Raw genomic sequence first — 17,825 nt, 5'->3', positions numbered from 1 at the left:
TCCGTCTAGAACTTCTCGAGGTAGCGGTCGAGTTCCCAGTCGGAGACGTCCACCAGGTAGTCCTGGAACTCCGAGCGCTTGGCCTCGACGAACTTCTCTGCGATGTGCGGGCCGAGCGCGTCGAGAACGACCTCGTCGTCCTCGAGCTCGTCGACCGCCTCGCCGAGGTTGGTCGGCAGCGTGCTGATGCCGTATTCCTCGCGTTTCTGCTCGTCGAACTCGTAGATGTTCTCCCGGACCGGATCGGGGCATTCGAGATCGTTCTCGATCCCGTCGAGCCCGGCGTGGATGAGCGCCGCGAACGCGAGATAGGGGTTGCACGACGGATCGGGGAAGCGCGCCTCGATCCGGCTGGCAGCCGGGACGCGGGCGGCAGGTTTGCGGATCAGCGCCGAACGGTTTCGGTCGCTCCAGGCGACGTAGACCGGCGCCTCGTAGCCCGGCACCAGGCGCTTGTAGCTGTTGACCGTCGGGTTCGTGACGGCGGCGAGTGCGGGCGCGTGCTCGAGGACGCCGGCGATGAAGCTGTGAGCCGTCTCGCTGAGGTTGAACTCGTCGTCCTCGTCGTGGAAGGCGTTCTCTCCGTCTTCGAACAGCGAGATGTGGGTGTGCATACCCGAGCCGTTGATCCGCGGGATCGGCTTGGGCATGAAGGTCGCGTGCAGGTCGTGTTCCGCGGCGATCGCGCGAACGACGGCACGGAAGGTCGCGACGTTGTCGGCGGTCGACAGCGCGTCGTCGTAGGTGAAGTTAATCTCGTGTTGCCCTTCGGCGACTTCGTGGTGGCTGGCCTCGATGTCGAAGTCCATCTCCTCCAGTCCGTAAATGATGTCACGGCGGACGTCACTCGCGAGGTCTTTGGGTGCGAGGTCGAAGTACCCCCCGGCGTCGTTGGTCTCGGTCGTCGCACGCCCCTTCTCGTCTTCCTCGAACAGGAAGAACTCCGGTTCGGGTGCGGCGTTGACGGTGTAGCCCATCTCCGCGGCGCGGTCCAGCGCGTCTTTCAGCACGCCACGCGGGTCTCCGACGAACGGTTCGTCCGTCGAGGTGTCGTGGACGTCACAGATGAGCCGCGCGCTGTTGCCGCCGTCGATCTCGTCGCGACTCCGCCACGGCAAGATCGCAAACGTCGATGGATCCGGAACCAGCCGCATGTCCGACTCCTGGATCCGCACGTAGCCTTCGATCGATGAGCCATCGAAGTAGATCCCCTCCGTGAACGCCTTCTCGGCCTGGTCGGCCGGGACCGAGACGTTCTTCACTGTCCCCAGAATGTCCGTGAACTGTAGCCGCAGGAAATCTACGTTCTTCTCCTCGATTTCCTCGAGGACCGCCTGTTCCTCCGTCGAGAGTTCGCCTGTCATTGTAATCGACAGGTGTGAAATATGGTGCTGCCATAAAAACCCTGCTGCTTTGCGCAATTCTGGTCGAACCCCGAGACAGAAATGTATGTTCGTAAAATTCTAATGGGTCGGTTGCGAGGGAAGCTAGTATGACGTACGAAAATCTGGATCGTAAGTTAGTGAATGCGCTTCTGGGGGACGGGCGGGCCAGTCTCCGGAGTCTCGCTGACGATATGGACGTGTCGGTGACGACCGTCTCGAACCATCTCTCGACGCTCGAAGACGAGGGGATCATCCAGGGGTACACGCCGAAAGTCGATTACGACAAACTCGGCTACGACGTGACAGCGATTGTCCAGCTGAAGGTCGAAGGGAGTGCGCTTCCGGACGTGACCGAGACGCTTCGCCAGCACGATCAGATGATGAGCGTTTACGAGGTCACCGGCGATTACGACGTCATCGCCGTCGGGAAGTTCCTCGATACCGACGACATGAACAGCCAGATCAAGGGGTTGCTGACCGATCCCGAGATCAACGAATCGAACACGAGCGTCGTTCTCAACGCCGCAAAAGAGCACGAGCAGTTCGATCTGGACGTCGAGTGACCGGCGTTTCGATACGGACAGATCGACGCCCGTGATCCAGTCCGTCCGACAGATGCTACCCGGCCGACAGAAGGGGGAACCTTCATTGTCGTTGGCGAACCACACCGTGGTATGTTGCCCGGGGCCGACGGGGGCGTCGTCTCTCAGATCGACGCTGTCGTATCCCTGCTCGGGGAACGACCGGCGATAGCAGTCGGTGCTGTTTTCGTCGTCCTCGTGCTCGTGGCCGTCGGATGGTGGCTGTTCTCCAGGTGGCGGCGCTCGCCTGCAGCGCGCTTTCGGGGCGTGCTGAAAGACCAGGACGAGGTCGCGATACTGCTCCATCCCAATCCCGATCCGGACGCGATGGCTTCTGCCATGGGCGTCCAGTCGCTCGCGGACGCCATCGAAACCGACGCGTCGATCCAGTACCCGGGCCAGATTCGTCGCCAGGAGAACCGCGCGTTCCAGACCGTACTCGACCAGGACTTCGAGCGGATCGAGACGGCCGGCGATCTCGAAGCGGAGACGGTCGTGCTGGTCGATCACAACGAACCACGGGGGTTCCCGGGTGCGGACGGGATCGACCCGATCGCAGTCGTCGACCACCACCCAGGGGAGGGGACAGGGGAGACGTTCACTGACGTCCGCCCCGAGTACGGCGCGTGTGCGACGATCGTCACCGAGTATCTCGATGATCTGGGGTGGGATCCGACGGACATGGACGATGGACCAACGGTTCCGGACGAACTCGCGACTGGACTGCTGTACGGGATCCAGTCGGATACCAAGCACCTGACGAAGGGGTGTTCGCCGGCGGAGTTCGACGCCGCCGGGTTCCTGTACCGGGGCGTCGACGAGGAACTGCTCGACCGGGTCGCCAATCCCGAGGTCGACGCCGAGGTACTCGAAGTCAAAGCGCGAGCGATCACCAGCCGTGACGTCCGCAACGCCTTCGCCGTCAGCGACGTCGAGGATGTGGGGAACGTGGACGCGATCCCACAGGCGGCCGAGGAACTGCTCCGGCTGGAGGGCGTGACGGCGATCGTCGTCTTCGGCCGACGCGACGGCACGTTGCACCTCTCGGGACGCTCCCGTGACGACCGCGTGCACATGGGCAAGGCGCTGAAAGCCGCAGTCGAGGACATCCCGATGGCCGAGGCCGGCGGCCACGCCCGCATGGGCGGCGGACAGCTCTCGATCGAACACATGGAGGGGCTCGGCCCCGGCGATGGTCTCACTGTTGCGGAGTTTCGCGACCGGCTGTTCGAGGCGATGACCGGCGAGTTGCAGTGAGCACACGGGAGGACGACACGCACCTGACCGGGAGTAAACCACCGCGCGGCTTTTGCGCGTGCCGCCCCAACCCCGTCCATGGCGACCTACGAGGGGACCTGGGCCTATCGCGACCGCTTCCACGAGAGCTTCGCCCGGACGTACTTCCGGCCGTTCGGCGACCTGGCACTGTCGAGTATCGGCGTCGGCACGTACCTCGGTGACCCGACTGACGAGGCCGATTCGGCCTACCGGGAGGCGATCGTCGCGGCCCTGGAATCGGGGATCAACGTCCTCGACACGGCGATCAACTACCGCCACCAGCGCAGCGAGCGCGTCGTTGGCGCGGCGATCGGCGACAGCGAAATCGACCGCGAGAACGTCTTCCTCGCGACCAAGGGCGGCTTTCTGCCGTTCGACGGCGAGCGGCCCGACGACCCCAGTCGATACATCTACCGGGAGTTCGTCGAACCCGGGATCGTCGACCGCGAGGACCTGGCGGCCGGCCAACACTGCATCGCACCGGAGTTCATCGACGATCAGCTCGACCGATCCCTGTCGAATCTCGGTGTGGATCGGGTCGACCTCTACTACGTGCACAACCCCGAGACGCAACTGCAGGCTCGATCGCGGGCGGACGTCTACGATGGGCTCGAAGCAACCTTCGAACTCCTCGAACGGCGGGTCGAAGACGACGACATCGGTGCGTACGGCGTCGCGACCTGGGACGCCTTCCGGGTCGGAGACGAGGGGAGCCACCTCTCGCTGCCCGAGGTGATCGATCGTGCCGAGCGTGCGGCCGAGGCGGTCGGCCACGGGAGCAGTCACTTCGAGGCGATCCAGTTGCCGTTCAACGTGTACATGGCCGACGCGTTCACGGCGGCCGTCCACGACGGCCGGAGCGCACTGGAGATTGCCCACGAGGCAGACGTGGACGTCTTCACCAGTGCGAGTCTCATGCAGGGGAAGCTAGCCCGGGAGATGCCCGATCGGGTCGAGGCCGAACTCGACGGCGAGACCCGCGCCCAGCGAGCGATCAACTTCGCACGGAGCGCCCCCGCCGTGACGAGCGCGCTGGTCGGGATGGGGTCGCCCGATCACGTCGAAGAGAACGTCGCGGCAGGCACCTACGAACCGATGGGCGCGAGCGCGTTCGACGCGATCTTCGAGTGATCGATCACCCGACTTCTTTCCACTCCGCACCACACTCCGGACAGACCCGGACAGTGCCGATCTCGTCGGGGTCGTTCTCGGATTTGAGCGCCTCGTCGCAGTTGGTACAGAGAAGCCGTTCGTAGGTGTCTTTCTCGATGTCGCCCGACCGGATCCCTTTCCTGACAGATTCCATACTGAGAGGTATGCGAGCAACTCTCAAAAAGCTCGGGGCGGCGTGAGAGTCGTCGAGCGCGGCTTCGCAAGCTTTGACACCACCCCGCTCGAAGCCCGATTGTGACACGACGTCGGGTGTTCGGCTCGCTTTGTACGCTGGTCTTCCTCGTCAATCTCGCCCGCGTGGTGTTCGCGCCGCTGGTCGAGCCCCTCCAGGCGGCGTTCATCACGACCAACGCGACGATCGGGCTGACCGTGACCCTGGCGTGGCTCGGCAGTGCACTCCCGCGGATCCCGACGGGCTACCTGCTGACGCGCGTCCCGCGCCACTACGTCGTCGGTGCGACCGGGCTGATCCTGGCCGCCGCCTCGGCGTTTATCGCCGCAGCCGGCAGCGTCACCGAAGTGATGGTCGGCGCGTTCCTGATGGGGATCGCAAGCGGCGCGTACTTCATCGCGGCCAACCCGCTGGTGAGCGAGCTGTTCCCCCATCGGGTCGGCACGGCACTCGGCATCCACGGCATGGCGAGTCAGATCGGCGCGGCCGTGGCCTCGCTGCTCGTCTCGGTCGCGCTGTTCGTCGGCGACTGGCGGACGACCTTCCACGCCATCGGGGTAGCGGCCCTGCTCTCGACGGTCGGCTTCACGATCGCTACCCGGCGGACGCCGCTCCCCGAGGCGGGCACTGCGGATCGAGATCTGCTCGCGGCCGTCCGCCACCAGTGGCGGATCGTCCTCGCTGGCGTGGTCGTCATCAGCGCCAGCGGGTTCGTCTGGCAGGGCGTGTTCAACTTCCTCGACAGTTATCTGCGCACCCGCGGCTTTTCGGGCAGTGACGCGCGGCTGCTGCTGACTGGCGTGTTCGCGGCCGGCGTCCCGGCGTTCGCGGTGACGGGCTGGCTGGCCGACCGCGTCCCGCTCGTCCCCCTCTTGCTGTCGATCCTGGCCGGCTTCGCGATCTGCGTGTTCGCGCTGACGCTGCCGTTCGGCACGGCCTGGATCGTCACGGTCGCGCTGCTGATGGGCTACGTGATTCACAGTCTGTTCCCGGCGATGGATACCTATCTGCTGGGCTCGCTGCCGGATCGCCACCGTGCAAGCGCCTACGCCGTCTACAGCGGCACGATGATGCTGGTGCAGGCGACCGGCAGTTGGGCCGTCGGGCTGTTGACCGACGCCGGCTTCTCGTTCCCCTCGATCTACCGATCCTTTGCCGTCGGGCTGGCCGTCGTCCTCCTCGGTCTCGTCGTCACCTACCGGGCAGGCCGGCTGCCGACCGGGGCACGATCGTGACGGAAAGCTGATTCGATGGGCAACGCGGGATAGCAGGCGAGTGTTTATCCTCGCGGCGTCCCCAGTTGTGTGCGATGGAGTACGTCCAGGAGCGCGTCACGACACTCCACGATTTCGGTGGGGCCGATCCGGACGCACCGACCGATCGAGCGACGGTCGTCGTTCCGATGACCGAGCGCGATCACGCCAGCCTCGCGGCCGAACGGGTGTTCTCGACGCTGGAAGCCGTCTCGCCCGGTCGCGTGCTCGTCGCCCTCCGTGCCGGTCCGGATCGCGTGAGCGAGGTGCACGCGTGGCTTGAGACGTTCGACCTGCCACTTGTGATCCTGTGGTGTGATTCGCCGCCGCTGACAGAGGCGCTCGCGGCCGCAGACCTGAACGGCCGGCGCGGCAAAGGCCGGGACGTCTGGCTGGCGCTCGGTGTCGCCGCCGCGGACAGCGAGTTCGTCGTCGTTCACGACGCCGACGCGAAAAGCTATGCGCCAACCCACGTCCCGCGACTGCTCTTTCCGCTGGCCCACGGGTTCGCGTTCTCGAAGGGGTACTACGCTCGCGTCGAAAATGACCACCTGTACGGCCGGCTTAACCGCCTGTTCTACGTGCCGCTCGTCCGCGCGCTCGAAGACGCTCACGACGCGCCGATCCTCTCGTATCTGGCTGCGTTCCGGTACGCTCTGGCCGGCGAATTCGCGATGACTGCCGACCTCGCCCGCCGCGTCCGCGTGCCCCGCACCTGGGGGCTCGAAGTCGGGACGCTCGGCGGCGCCTTCGAGGACGCTGGGTTCGAAGACACAGCGCAGGTCGATCTCGGCCAGCACGAGCACGATCACCGCTCGGTCAGCGGCCCCGACGGTCTGGGCGAGATGTGTCAGTCCGTCGGCCGGGCCCTGTGGTGGGTGCTCGAAGACGCCGGCGTCGAGCCCGACTTCGAGACGCTCCCGGACAGATATCGCGAGCGCGCCGCGACGCTGATCGAGCAGTACGCGGCCGACGCGGCGTTCAACGGACTGGCCTACGACCGGAGCGACGAGCGCGAACAGGTCACAGCCTACGCCGAGACGATTACGCCGCCGGACGACGATACGCGGCTACCGGCCTGGACGGACGCGCCGATCTCGCCAGAGACCGTCCGCGAGCGCTCGCGAGAGGGGCTGGACGCCATCGACTAACCTGGCAGTTCGAACGCCAGCCTGTCCCCCGTTTCGACGCCCCGATCGGTCGTCCACCCGTACGTGACTTCGAGGACGTACTGCCCACGACCGGGGTAACGCTGATCGTTGCCGTCGCCGTGATCGGGCGCGGGCGCGTGATGGATCGTCGTGATCCTCCCCTCGCCGTCGGCGTAGACGATGTCGATACCGAAGTCCATCCGGCGCATGACGAACGACCGATCGTCGATTGACTCGAAGACGAACAGCATACCGCGGTCGTCCGGCAGGTGTTCGGTATCGCTGAGGCCCAGATATCGCAGTTCCGGGGTGTCCGCGATCGCTGCTGTCACCGTTCCGAGGGTCTCCCCGTCCGCTGTCAGCGCACGGACCGTCGTCGTCTCGTAGTATTCGTGGATCGTCGACTGGCCGGTCGTCGGACTGGCGTCGCTGCCGCTCATCGGTCGGTTCGCCGTCGATTCCGCGTCCGTTCGCTCGGACCCACGGCCAGCACAGCCTGCCAGCACTGCGACGCCGGCCACCACTCCCCGGAGATACGTCCGGCGATCCATAGACCACGTTCGACCGCCATCGTCAAGACAGCGGCGGTCACTCTATGACGCATGGAGTTCACGCCGGACGAACTCGCCGGGATCGTCGACCTGTTCGGCGCGGTCGATCGGTCGACGCTCCGGCAGGCCTGTGTCGAACTCGCGTACAAGCATGGCGAGGACCGCGAGCCCGCGAGTTTCGACGACGCCATCGACGCGGCGATCGCCGAGTACCACCTGCTGGCACTGGACGACGGCGATCTGCTGGTCCCGGGACCCGTCGCCTTTCCAGAACTGCCAGAGGGTGCGACCGATCTCCCGCACATCCTCGACGCCGAGTCGCGGACGATCGATCGGGACCGCCTGGCTGTGGCGGCACAGGAACGGTTCCGGGCCGACGCTGCCGCGGCCGTCGAGACCGGCGATCGCGAGCGGATCGAGCGCCTGCTTGACGTCAGCTACGAACTGGAGGTCTGGGCGCCGGTCGAACTCGACGAGGCGCGCCGCCGGCTGGACGACGCACTCGACGGGTGACGTCGCGGTTCCGGGGGTCGCCGGGTGAGTTATTAGCGCTCGCGTGTGAGTACAGGTATGGACCTGGGGCCGATCCGAGAGTACGAACCCGTCGAGATCGGCGGCGACGTCCAGGAGGCGTCGGTGTTGCTCCCGGTAATCGATCGGCCGGCGGGCCCGCACTTGCTGTTCACCAAACGTGCCGAGCACCTCGAAGACCATCCCGGGCAGATGAGTTTTCCCGGCGGTGGGCGCGAACCGGAAGACGCCGATCGCGTCGAGACAGCCCTGCGGGAGGCCAACGAGGAAATCGGGCTCCGGCCGGAGGAGGCCCGGCTCCACGGGCGACTGGACGACTTCCAGACGGTCTCGGAGTACGTCGTCCGGCCGTTCGTCGGGACGATCCCCGACCGATCGTACACGCCAAACGACGGCGAGGTGGCCGAGATTACGGTCCTCGCACTCTCGGAGCTGATCGATCACAGCAACTACGACAGCGAGTGTCGCGACCACCCACGATACGGCGAGATCCAGCTGCACTTCTTCGACGTCGACGGCTATACTGTCTGGGGTGCGACGGCGAACATACTCGTGCAGTTCCTCGAACTCGCAACTGACTGGAGTCCCCCATCAGAACCTGACTGCGCCACCGGCCACGGCACCGACCTGCCGACGTGACCGCAGGCCCGGTACCGCTACTCCTCGTCGGTTTCGGATTCGGTTTCTTCGTCAGCCTCGGTTTCCTCTCCAGTCTCGGATTCGGTTTCTTCGTCGGCCTCGACGTCGGGTTCTTCCTCACCTTTCGGGACCGTGACGCGGAGCGTCCCGTTGTCGTGCAGCGTCGCGGTCGCAGCCTCGGGTTCAATCGCCGCGTCTTCGGGCAGCGTCACGGCGCCGTCGAGTGACAGCCCTCGACCGGGCAGGACCATCTCGAAGCCCTCGTAGACGTCCCGGAACCGGTCGATTCGAACCTCGACTGTCCGGCCGCTCAGGCGAACCTGCATGTCGCTGCTAGTCGCGCCCGGCGCGTCAAACACAGCCAGATACGCCTCGTCGCTCTCCAGCAGATCCACCGGGAGGGGCGTCTGTTCCTGCGCCCGTCCCATGGCCCGGCCGACGCTCTCGAGCACGGCGTTGCTAATCGTCTTCCCCACGTCGCGGAGCGAGGTCATACGCCCGCTTGGGGCGGTAGCGTCTTAGGGGTTATGTCCTCGCTGGGACGACAGGACTCGGCGGGATCAGCGCCGTCTCGAAGCCAGTTCGTCCGCGACTCCCGTGTACTCGGCGGGTGTCAGCGATTTCAACTCCTCGCGCACGTCTTCCGACACGTCCATGTCTTCGAATCGGTCCCGGAAGTCGGCCAGCGAGACGCGCTGGCCGCGAGTGAGTTCTTTCACTCGCTCGTACGCGTCGTCGTAGCCCTCCCGTCGGAGGATCGTCTGGACGGCCTCACCGATCACTTCGGGGTTAGCCTGCAGGTCCTCTGCCATGACGTCCTCGTTCGGCGTGACTTTCCCCAGGCCGGTCTGCAGTTTGTCGTACCCGATCAGGCAGTGCGCGAAAGCCGCGCCGACGTTGCGTTTGACCGTCGAGTCCGACAGGTCGCGCTGGAGCCGTGAGTGTGTGACGTAATCACCCAGGAACGTCAGGTCTGAGTTGGCCTTCGAGAGGTTCCCTTCGCTGTTCTCGAAGTCGATCGGGTTGACCTTGTGGGGCATCGTCGAGGAGCCGGTTTCGCCTTCGCGGGTCTGCTGGCCGAGATAGCGGTCGGAGACGTACAGCCACATGTCCCGATCGAGATCCAGCAGGACGTTGTTCGCGCCTCGCAACGCGTCGAACAGCGACTGGAGGTCGTCGCCGGGGTTGACCTGCGTCGTGAGCGGTTCGTGTGCCAGTCCCAGCGAGGCCACGAACGACTCGGCGAACGCGGGCCAGTCGACCTCGGGATAGGCAGCGTGATGGGCGGCGTAGGTCCCGGAGGCCCCCGCGAGTTTGCCCGAGAGTTCGTCGGTCGCACGCTCGATGCGGCCGATCGCTCGCCCCAGGCGAGAGGCGTAGACGGCCATCTCTTTCCCGAAGGTCGTCGGCGTCGCCGGCTGGCCGTGGGTGCGGGCGAGCATCGGGACCGACCGGTGTTCCTGTGCGAGTTCGACCAGCGCGTCGCTGACAGCCCGCAGTTCCGAGAGCAGGACGTCTTCGACAGCGGGTTTGAGCAGGAGCCGATACGCGAGGTTGTTGACGTCCTCGCTCGTCAGTCCGAAGTGGATCCAGTTTTCCACCGCCAGACCCTCGGGCAGCCCCTCGCGAATGAAGTACTCGACGGCCTTGACGTCGTGGTTGGTCGCTGGGTACTCTTTGTATCCCGTCGTCTCCAGTTGCTTGACGATCTCCGCGTCGCGCTCCTCGAACTCCTCGTAGAGCGCTCGCAACTGTGCGCGTTGCCCGTCGTCGATGACGAGCGGCGTGGCATCGAGATCGGCGAGCGCGATGAGGTATTCGACCTCGACCTCGACGCGAGCGCGGATGAGCGCCTGCTCGCTGGCGTACGGCACCAGCGGCTCGGTATACCTGGCATAACGGCCGTCGAGCGGCGACACGGCCTGGAGTGTGGACCGATCTGTCATGGCTGTGGATCCGCGGCAAGTCCGCAAAAGAGTGCCGAAGACGTGTCGCATCCGACCCGCACGATATACCTCGCGTCGATCGCGGCTCCGGGACGTATCACGATACTGTACCGCCCCTTCAAAACCCGGATAAAACCGGAAATTTTAACCACTATCTTGGTGCTATCAGCGAACGGATTCCATCATGGGTGTGGCCACGGGGGATCGTTCCGGATGGGGTACCGAGGTACGACCTGTGTCGTGGCCGGTCGTGATGGTCGGAGACACATGTATCGAGGATCTCTCTCGACAGCGGACGGTCGTATCGACACCTGCCCCGAGTGTGGTGGTCGAATCGTTGCCCGGTCCGAACTCGTGTGTCGCGATTGTGGGCTCGTGCTCGGGTCCTTGCCGCCGGATTTCCGTCCACGACGGCGGCGGTCGCGAGCGCGCGACGGCGGCCGTGCCACGGGTGCGCCGCTGAGTCCGACACGTCCGAACCGTTGCCTCTCCTCGTACGTGGGACGGCGACGGGACGCACGCGGGAATCGCGTCTCGAGTCGGACACAGCGGCGTCTGCACAGACAGCGAACACAGCAGCGACGGGCCGCACGGGCGGCGAACAAGCAGACCCTGCAGCCGGGACTTTCAGAGATCGCTCGCGTGTGTGCCGTGCTCGAGGTCTCTGACAGTGTCCGTGCGAACGCGAGCGTGCTGTTCCGGCGCGCGCTCGCGGAGCATCTCCTGTATGGACGTGCCTACGAATCGATCGCCGGAGCGACAGTCTACCTCGGATCCCGACAGGCCCAGGTCGTGCGAACGCTCACCGAGGTCACGAACGCGAGCCGGTGTCCGAACAACAGCGTCGTGCGCGACGTTCGGTTCCTCCAGCGCGAACTGGAGATCGCCGTCGATTCGCTGTCGGCGACCGCGTACCTCCCGCGGCTGGGATCGACGCTCGGGCTGGACGAACGGATCGTCAGGCGGGCGCGACAGCTCCTCGAGGCCGCGATCGAGGAGAACCTCCATAGCGGGCGCGATCCGAAGGGCGTCGCTGCCGGCGCGTTATACACCGTCTCGCTGCTGGAGGAGTGCCGTGTCGACCTCCGGCAGACCGAGGTCGCGGCGGCGGCCGACGTCAGCCCGGAAACCGTCCGCGCACGGTTTTCCGAATTCGAGTCGCTCTGTCCGGACGCGATTCCGGGCGCGTCCACGGAGATGGAGCGTCCGGCCTCGCGCGCCGGAACGCGCCGGAACGGCAGCCGGCACGCGACCGGTGACGACTGATCGGGCCGGTCGAAGTGATCGACGCTACGCTTTTGCCGGATCCGATCGAACCCCGAACGACAGCAGGCCGCGCACGGCCGCAGACGGCGGCCGGTGGCCCGGAGTAACCATGACACAGGTCGAACGCGTCGCCTACGAAGGCTGGGAGCACTGTATTCGAATCGAAAACGGCCAGGTCGCGCTCGTCGTCACGACCGACGTCGGCCCCCGAATCGTCGATTTCCGCCGTACTGACGGGGAGAACGTGTTCTTCCTCGATGAGACCGCGACCGGGACGACCGGTGGCGATGAGTGGGAGCTGTACGGGGGCCACCGCCTGTGGCACGGGCCGGAATCCGACTCCCGGACATACCAGCCGGACAACGAACCGGTCGAAGCCGACCTGACAGACCAGGGGTGTCGGCTCGTCCAGCCGGTCGAAGACGAGACCGGGGTTCAGAAGACGATCGAAATCGAGATGGCCGACGACGGGCCGGCCGTCGAGATCACGCACGAACTGACCAACGAGGGCGTCTGGAGCGTCGAACTCGCGCCGTGGGCGATCTCGGTCTGCAAGCCCGGCGGGACGGCGGTCGTCCCCTTCCCGGACGGCGATCCCGACGAGTTGCTGCCCGACCGGTCGCTGGTGTTCTGGCCGCGCACCGACGTCAGCGACGAGCGCATCCACTACGTCGACGATCACGTGCTCGTCGAACAGGCCGACGGGCCGGAGTTCAAGATCGGTGCGAACGCACTCGACGGCTGGACCGCGTACGTCAACGACGGTCAGGCGTTCGTCAAGACCTTCGAGTACGACCCCGAGGCGACCTATCCCGATCGCGGGGCCTCCGTCGAGGTATTCATGCTGGATTTCATGCTCGAACTGGAGACGCTGGGGCCGCTCGTCGAACTCGCTCCCGGTGAAACCACGAGCCACACCGAGCGGTGGCACCTCTTCGAGGACGTCGCCGAACCCGAGGACGGAGCCGACGCCTCGTCGATCGCGCCAGAGTAACGGCGACGGAAACGCCCGGAGCGAAGACCCGTTACAGTTCTCGTGCGGCGTCGACCGCCGCCTCGATCTCGGGGGCGTCGAAGATGTCGCTGCCGACGTAGGCGTTCGTGCCGGCACAGTAGAGGTCCCGCGCGGTCTCGATCACGGCCGGATCGAGTGGCTCGGGCCCGCGGTCACACAGGGATTTCCAGTCGGCAACCCCGCGCGCGTCGGCCTCGGCTTTCGCCTCGCTGACGGCCTCGACCCACTCGGACTGGGTGCGCTTGTGATACTGGCGGAGCACCTCCTTGCTGACCTCCTGGCCGTCGTAAGAAAAGCGGTTCTCGTCGAAGGTGCCGACGACGTCGGCGACGTGGATCTCGCGTCCGTAGTAGAGACACTCGATCTTGCCGTCTTCGTGGACGAACCCGGCCCGCGCGGCCTGCTCGGTGAGGATGTAATTGACTGACAGCGCCAGCTCTTCCAGGCGGTCGATAGCGGCTGTCCCGGCGATCCGGTCGGCCTCCTCGCGGTCGAGATAGCGGTCCTGCTTTTCGTATTTCGTGGAGAACTCGACGACCGGTTCGGGGAGGTCGACCGGCTCGTCGGGCCACTCCGCGTAGTCCAGTCCGTGATCGGCCGGCTCCGAACGCTTGCGTAGCGACGAGCCGACGGGGACGGTGTTGCGGAAGACGATCTCCAGGGGAATCAGGTAGTTCTCGCCCGCGGCGTCGTGGTAGGCGTCGTAGTCGTAGTCGGTGCCGTCGTGGGGAAGCTCCGGCACTTGCGTCAGCGAGATCACCATCTCGCGTGGTGCGATCCCGGCGGCAAGCGCGTCGGCCAGATCGACCGTGACTCGCTCGCTGCCGGCCCCGATCGCCTCTCCCGGGACGGCGACGCCCTCGTAGTGTGTCGGGATGTGGTTCTGTTCGAGCACCTCGAAGTTGTACGCGCCCATCGTACACAGCGACGCGCCTTTCTGAGGGATCTCGTCGGGCATCTTGCCCCAGTCGAACACCGAGTAATCGTCGGTGAACACGAACGCGCCCCGGCCGAACTCCTCGGCGGTCGGCTCCTGATCGATCCGGAAATCTTTGACGCTGGTCATTGACGGCGTTTCCGTCCGGACCACCATAGGGTTTGACATCGGCTCGGGTAAAACATCCCAGATGGGACGCAGTCGATCAATCATGTACGAAAGGATCCTCTTTCCCTTCGACGGCAGTGACGGGGCGACCGAAGTACTCCACCACGCGGGCGAGCTCGCCCAGTGGACGGACGGATCGATCCGGCTGTTGTACGTCGCCGACACGAACGAAGTGAGCGTCACACGCGCCGACGGCGGAGTACTCGACGGGCTCATCGAGCAAGGCGAGCAGATCCTCGCGGAAGCAGGCGAGACCCTCGATACGCTCGGTGTTCGATACACTGCAGACGTCGTACAGGGGACGCCAGCGGAGACGATCGTCGAGTACGGCGAGGAGCACGACTTCGACGTGATCGTGATGCCGACCAGGGGGCGGCAGGGACTCTCGCGGTACTTGCTCGGCAGCGTCACCGAAAAGGTCGTCCGGCTCTCAGAGACGCCCGTGTTGACGGCTCGGATGGTCGCAGACGAGAAGTTCGTCGTGCCGTTCGAACAGATTCTCGTCCCGACAGACGGGAGCAAGGCGGCCGAGAGCGCGACCGAACACGCCGTCGAAGTGGCCGCGGCGATGGGCGCGGACGTTCACGCGCTGTCGGTCGTCGACACCGGCGCGTTCAGTCCCGACGTGCGCTCGGAGCGACTCGCCAACGCCGGTGAAACGCACGCCGCCGAGGTCGTCGACACCGTCGCAAACACCGCGAGGGAACGTGGTATCGACGGAGTCACCACGCACGTCGAGTCCGGATCTCCCGCGAAAAAGATCCACGAAATCGTCGATCGGGAGGGGATCGACGCCGTCGTGATGGGCACGACGGGCCGCCAGGGCGTCGAGCGGATCCTGCTTGGCAGCGTCGCCGAGAAGACCGTTCGATCGGTCCCCGTGCCGGTCATCACGGTGCGCAACGGGCCCCGAGTGATGCGATAAATCGCCCGGGGCTTTCGGCCGGGGATCTGATCGGCAGATAATTACAGCCGCCGTCCGATCACTGATCCGATGGCGACACTCGCAGTCGACGTGGTGATCATTCTCCTGACCACCGGCGTGATCTGGATCGGTAGCGGCTGGCTGGAAAACGCCAGCGAACGGCTCGCGACGTACTACGGACTGCCCGAAGTCGTCCAGGGATCGATCGTCACCGCGATCGGTTCGAGTTTCCCCGAGTTGGCGACGGTCGTCGTCGCAGCGATCACTGTCAACTCACTGGAGCTGGGTGTCGGCACGATCGTCGGGTCCGCAGTGTTCAACATCCTCGTGATCCCCGCACTCGCCGGGATCACCACCGCGGAGAAGATCGAGGCCAACCGGGCGCTGGTGTACAAGGAAGCGCTGTTCTACATGCTCGCCGTATCCGTGCTCGTCATCACGTTCGCGCTGGCGGTGATCTACTATCCCGTCGGCGGCGTCGAGTATCTCGCAGGGAACATCACCCGGCCGCTGGCGCTTGTCCCGCTCGGGATGTACGGGCTGTACGTATTCATCCAGTACCAGGACACCGCCGATCACGAGAGCGACGACGACGGGAGCGACATCGCGATCGGCCGCCAGTGGGGGTTGCTCGTCGCCGGCCTGGTCGCCATTTTGATCGCCGTCGAACGACTGGTTCACTCCGTCGACGTCATCGGCACGGCCCTGGGCGTCCCCGATTTCATCATGGGCGTGACGATCGCTGCCGCCGCGACGAGCCTGCCCGACGCGATGGTGAGCGTGCGGGCTGCAAGTGAGGAGCGCGGGATCGCGTCGCTCGCGAACGTACTCGGGTCGAACACGTTCGATCTGCTGGTCGCGATCCCGATCGGGGTGATGCTCGTCGGCAGCACGCCGATCAACTTCTCGATGGCGATTCCGATGTTCGCCGTGCTCACGCTGTCGACAGTCTTGCTGTTTACCGCGCTCCGGACGGACCTGGCGCTCTCGGTGATCGAATCGTACGGCCTGCTGGCCGCGTACGCGCTGTTCGTCGTCTGGGTCGTCCTCGAAGCGCTCGACGTCGCGGTCGATCTCCTCCCGACGTGAGACGGCCGGCTGTAACGCCGACGGTCAGGCGATCGTCTCCTCGGCCTCGACTGCCGGTTCGTCGATGTAGCGCTCTTTCCAGGTGCCCCGGAGGAACCACGGCACCGCGAGCGACGCCCCGACGATGTTGCCCAGGGCCATCCCGACCCAGATGCCGGTCGCACCCCACTCGAACACGAACACGAGCAGCCCGATGCTCGCGACGCGGCCGACCCACAGCGTGACGATCGACAGCACCATCGCCGTCCGGGTGTTGCCGGCCCCGCGGAACGCGCCGAAGATGACCTGCGAGACGCCGATGAAGGCGAACTCGACCGACCGGATCCGGACGTACTCGACGCCGAGTTCGATCGTCGCGGCGGCGTCCTCGATGCCGCTCCCGAGGAAGACGCTGACGATCGGTTCGGTGAACACGACCGCGATGACGGCGACGACGAGCATCACGCCCGCGCCGGTCCCGGCAGCCAGCCACGTCGCGCGCGCCGCCCGGTCGGCCCGGTCGGCGCCGAGGTTCTGCCCGACCATGGTGTCGATCGCCCGCCCGAGCCCCATCGCCGGCAGGAACACCAGCGAGATGAGACGATTGCCGAGTCCGTAGGCGGCCACGACCGGCGGCGCGAACGTGACGACGATCGCAGTGAGGGTGATCATCGCCAGCGCGCTCGCGGACTGCTCGATCATGCTCGGCGTCCCGAGCCGGACGATGTCCCCGATGACGCTGAGATCCGGCCGGAGATGCGATAGCGACACAGCAGGGCCGATCCCCGTCGCGAACAGCAGGTACAGCCCGATCGCGGTCGCGACGCCGCGAGAGAGGATCGTCGCGAGCGCGGCCCCGGCTATCCCGAGCCCGGAGAAGCCAGTGGCGGCGAACAGGGACGCTTCCAGCCCGCCCGCGCCGAGCCACGAAAACAGCGGATTGGACTGGAAGCCGAAGATGAAGATCGGATCGACCACGACGTTCAGGCCGACGGAGATCGCCATCACGAACATCGGCGTCCGCGTGTCGCCGTACCCGCGCATGAGCGCCGAGAAGACGAAAAAGCCGAACATCAGCGGAATCCCCAGGAAGATGACCTCCATGTAGTCGGCGGCCAGCGGAATGACTGCCGCGGAGGTCTCGGGATCGCTGGGGAGCAACTCCAGGGCCGGACGCGTGTAAAAGTACCCGACGATCCCGATCACGACCGACAGAAGCGAGACGAACATCACGGTCTGGCCGGTGACCAGTCCGGCGGAGCGCTTCCCCTTCGCGCCGGTGTACTGAGCGACCAGGATCGCGCCGGCGGTCGTGAACCCGCCTGCGATCGCGATGAGCAGAAAGATCAGCGGAAAAGCGAGGCTGATCGCGCCGACGGCGTCCGTCGAGAGCCGCCCCAACCAGAGCGTGTCGGCGATGTTGTAGGTGACCTGCAACAGCTGGATGACGATGATGGGCCAGGCGAGACGGATCAGCGGTCGGATCAGCCCGCCCTCGGTGATCGACTCCGACGGCTCGTCGGCCGGCTTCGATGAGTCGTCGGCCGGCTTCGATGAGTCATCGGCCGGCTTCGATGAGTCATCGGCCGGCGCCGCGTCGCGCCGCTCCGCGTCTTCGTCGTCGGACGGCCGTCCCTCATCGTCGGAGCGATCAGTCACGACCCGAAACTCGGGGGCACCGGCCAATCAGCGTTGCGCTTGCCGGGCGCCGATCGGTCGAATGGTGACCCCGGTTTCGGTATCGGAGAACCGCGACGCGACCCGTGGCGTTTTCACTGTCGCGCTC

At 65.8% G+C, this 17,825-nt stretch carries 18 protein-coding genes; 11 read left to right on the top strand and 7 right to left on the bottom strand.

From position 1 onward, the window contains the following. Positions 1 to 5 precede the first annotated feature (5 nt). Complete coding sequence (glnA, locus tag OB916_RS05670; RefSeq protein WP_315908317.1) at positions 6 to 1,364, bottom strand: type I glutamate--ammonia ligase; 1,359 nt, start codon at positions 1,362 to 1,364, stop codon at positions 6 to 8. A gap of 128 nt (positions 1,365 to 1,492) precedes the next feature. On the opposite strand from glnA, the gene lrp reads away from it, so the two are divergent. The 3 genes from lrp to OB916_RS05655 all read left to right on the top strand — a co-directional run bounded on the left by lrp (position 1,493) and on the right by OB916_RS05655 (position 4,375). Continuing rightward, positions 1,493 to 1,948, top strand: coding sequence for an HTH-type transcriptional regulator Lrp (gene lrp / locus OB916_RS05665; RefSeq protein WP_315908316.1), 456 nt, complete (start codon positions 1,493 to 1,495; stop codon positions 1,946 to 1,948). Positions 1,949 to 2,059: 111 nt separating this feature from the next. Beyond that, positions 2,060 to 3,223 (top strand): DHH family phosphoesterase, encoded by a 1,164-nt coding sequence (locus OB916_RS05660; RefSeq protein ID WP_315908315.1) that lies wholly within the window; start codon positions 2,060 to 2,062, stop codon positions 3,221 to 3,223. 78 nt (positions 3,224 to 3,301) lie between these two features. Next, complete coding sequence (locus tag OB916_RS05655) at positions 3,302 to 4,375, top strand: aldo/keto reductase (protein WP_315908314.1); 1,074 nt, start codon at positions 3,302 to 3,304, stop codon at positions 4,373 to 4,375. 4 nt (positions 4,376 to 4,379) lie between these two features. Here the strand turns inward: OB916_RS05655 and OB916_RS05650 are convergent, their stop codons facing one another. Next, entirely contained in the window at positions 4,380 to 4,550 is a 171-nt protein-coding gene (locus OB916_RS05650) for an HVO_0758 family zinc finger protein (RefSeq protein WP_315908313.1), read from the bottom strand. 101 nt (positions 4,551 to 4,651) lie between these two features. On the opposite strand from OB916_RS05650, the gene OB916_RS05645 reads away from it, so the two are divergent. Beyond that, complete coding sequence (locus OB916_RS05645; protein WP_315908312.1) at positions 4,652 to 5,824, top strand: MFS transporter; 1,173 nt, start codon at positions 4,652 to 4,654, stop codon at positions 5,822 to 5,824. A gap of 74 nt (positions 5,825 to 5,898) precedes the next feature. After that, entirely contained in the window at positions 5,899 to 6,993 is a 1,095-nt protein-coding gene (locus OB916_RS05640) for a glycosyl transferase family 2 (RefSeq protein WP_315908311.1), read from the top strand. Here OB916_RS05640 and OB916_RS05635 read toward each other — a convergent pair. Continuing rightward, positions 6,990 to 7,544, bottom strand: a complete 555-nt coding sequence (locus tag OB916_RS05635; protein ID WP_315908310.1) for a DUF192 domain-containing protein — start codon at positions 7,542 to 7,544, stop codon at positions 6,990 to 6,992. The two genes, OB916_RS05640 and OB916_RS05635, sit on opposite strands and share 4 nt — an antisense overlap. 51 nt (positions 7,545 to 7,595) lie before the next feature. Between OB916_RS05635 and OB916_RS05630 the strand changes: the two genes are divergently transcribed. Continuing rightward, complete coding sequence (locus OB916_RS05630; RefSeq protein WP_315908309.1) at positions 7,596 to 8,057, top strand: DUF7109 family protein; 462 nt, start codon at positions 7,596 to 7,598, stop codon at positions 8,055 to 8,057. A 57-nt stretch (positions 8,058 to 8,114) separates the two neighbouring features. Beyond that, positions 8,115 to 8,714, top strand: coding sequence for an NUDIX hydrolase (locus OB916_RS05625; RefSeq protein ID WP_315908308.1), 600 nt, complete (start codon positions 8,115 to 8,117; stop codon positions 8,712 to 8,714). A gap of 17 nt (positions 8,715 to 8,731) precedes the next feature. Here the strand turns inward: OB916_RS05625 and OB916_RS05620 are convergent, their stop codons facing one another. Beyond that, entirely contained in the window at positions 8,732 to 9,208 is a 477-nt protein-coding gene (locus OB916_RS05620) for an Hsp20/alpha crystallin family protein (protein WP_315908307.1), read from the bottom strand. A 66-nt stretch (positions 9,209 to 9,274) separates the two neighbouring features. Then, positions 9,275 to 10,660: an adenylosuccinate lyase gene (gene purB / locus OB916_RS05615; RefSeq protein WP_315908306.1), complete on the bottom strand. Its 1,386-nt coding sequence runs from the start codon at positions 10,658 to 10,660 to the stop codon at positions 9,275 to 9,277. 213 nt (positions 10,661 to 10,873) lie between these two features. Here purB and OB916_RS05610 point away from each other — a divergent pair, with 213 nt between their 5' ends. Together OB916_RS05610 and OB916_RS05605 are read left to right on the top strand one after the other, a co-directional pair. Beyond that, the gene (locus OB916_RS05610; protein WP_315908305.1) at positions 10,874 to 11,926 is read left to right on the top strand and encodes a transcription initiation factor IIB; all 1,053 of its coding nucleotides are present in this window, start codon (positions 10,874 to 10,876) and stop codon (positions 11,924 to 11,926) included. Positions 11,927 to 12,035: 109 nt separating this feature from the next. Continuing rightward, entirely contained in the window at positions 12,036 to 12,920 is an 885-nt protein-coding gene (locus OB916_RS05605) for a hypothetical protein (RefSeq protein WP_315908304.1), read from the top strand. Positions 12,921 to 12,951: 31 nt separating this feature from the next. Here OB916_RS05605 and OB916_RS05600 read toward each other — a convergent pair whose 3' ends face one another. Further along, complete coding sequence (locus OB916_RS05600; RefSeq protein WP_315908303.1) at positions 12,952 to 14,007, bottom strand: phosphoribosylaminoimidazolesuccinocarboxamide synthase; 1,056 nt, start codon at positions 14,005 to 14,007, stop codon at positions 12,952 to 12,954. An 82-nt stretch (positions 14,008 to 14,089) separates the two neighbouring features. Here OB916_RS05600 and OB916_RS05595 point away from each other — a divergent pair, with 82 nt between their 5' ends. Further along, positions 14,090 to 14,971: a universal stress protein gene (locus tag OB916_RS05595; RefSeq protein WP_315908302.1), complete on the top strand. Its 882-nt coding sequence runs from the start codon at positions 14,090 to 14,092 to the stop codon at positions 14,969 to 14,971. 69 nt (positions 14,972 to 15,040) lie between these two features. After that, on the top strand, positions 15,041 to 16,060 hold the full coding sequence (locus OB916_RS05590; protein ID WP_315908301.1) for a sodium:calcium antiporter: 1,020 nt from the start codon (positions 15,041 to 15,043) through the stop codon (positions 16,058 to 16,060). Between the two features lie 24 nt (positions 16,061 to 16,084). On the opposite strand, the gene OB916_RS05585 is transcribed toward OB916_RS05590, so the two are convergent. After that, positions 16,085 to 17,542 (bottom strand): MATE family efflux transporter, encoded by a 1,458-nt coding sequence (locus OB916_RS05585; protein ID WP_390884032.1) that lies wholly within the window; start codon positions 17,540 to 17,542, stop codon positions 16,085 to 16,087. Positions 17,543 to 17,825 lie beyond the last annotated feature (283 nt).

Origin of the sequence: Halapricum hydrolyticum, assembly GCF_025517535.1 — an archaeon.
Taxonomy (GTDB): Archaea; Halobacteriota; Halobacteria; order Halobacteriales; family Haloarculaceae; genus Halapricum; species Halapricum hydrolyticum.
Note: the sequence above shows the minus strand (reverse complement) of the source record. Positions and strands in the feature narration are given on the sequence as shown.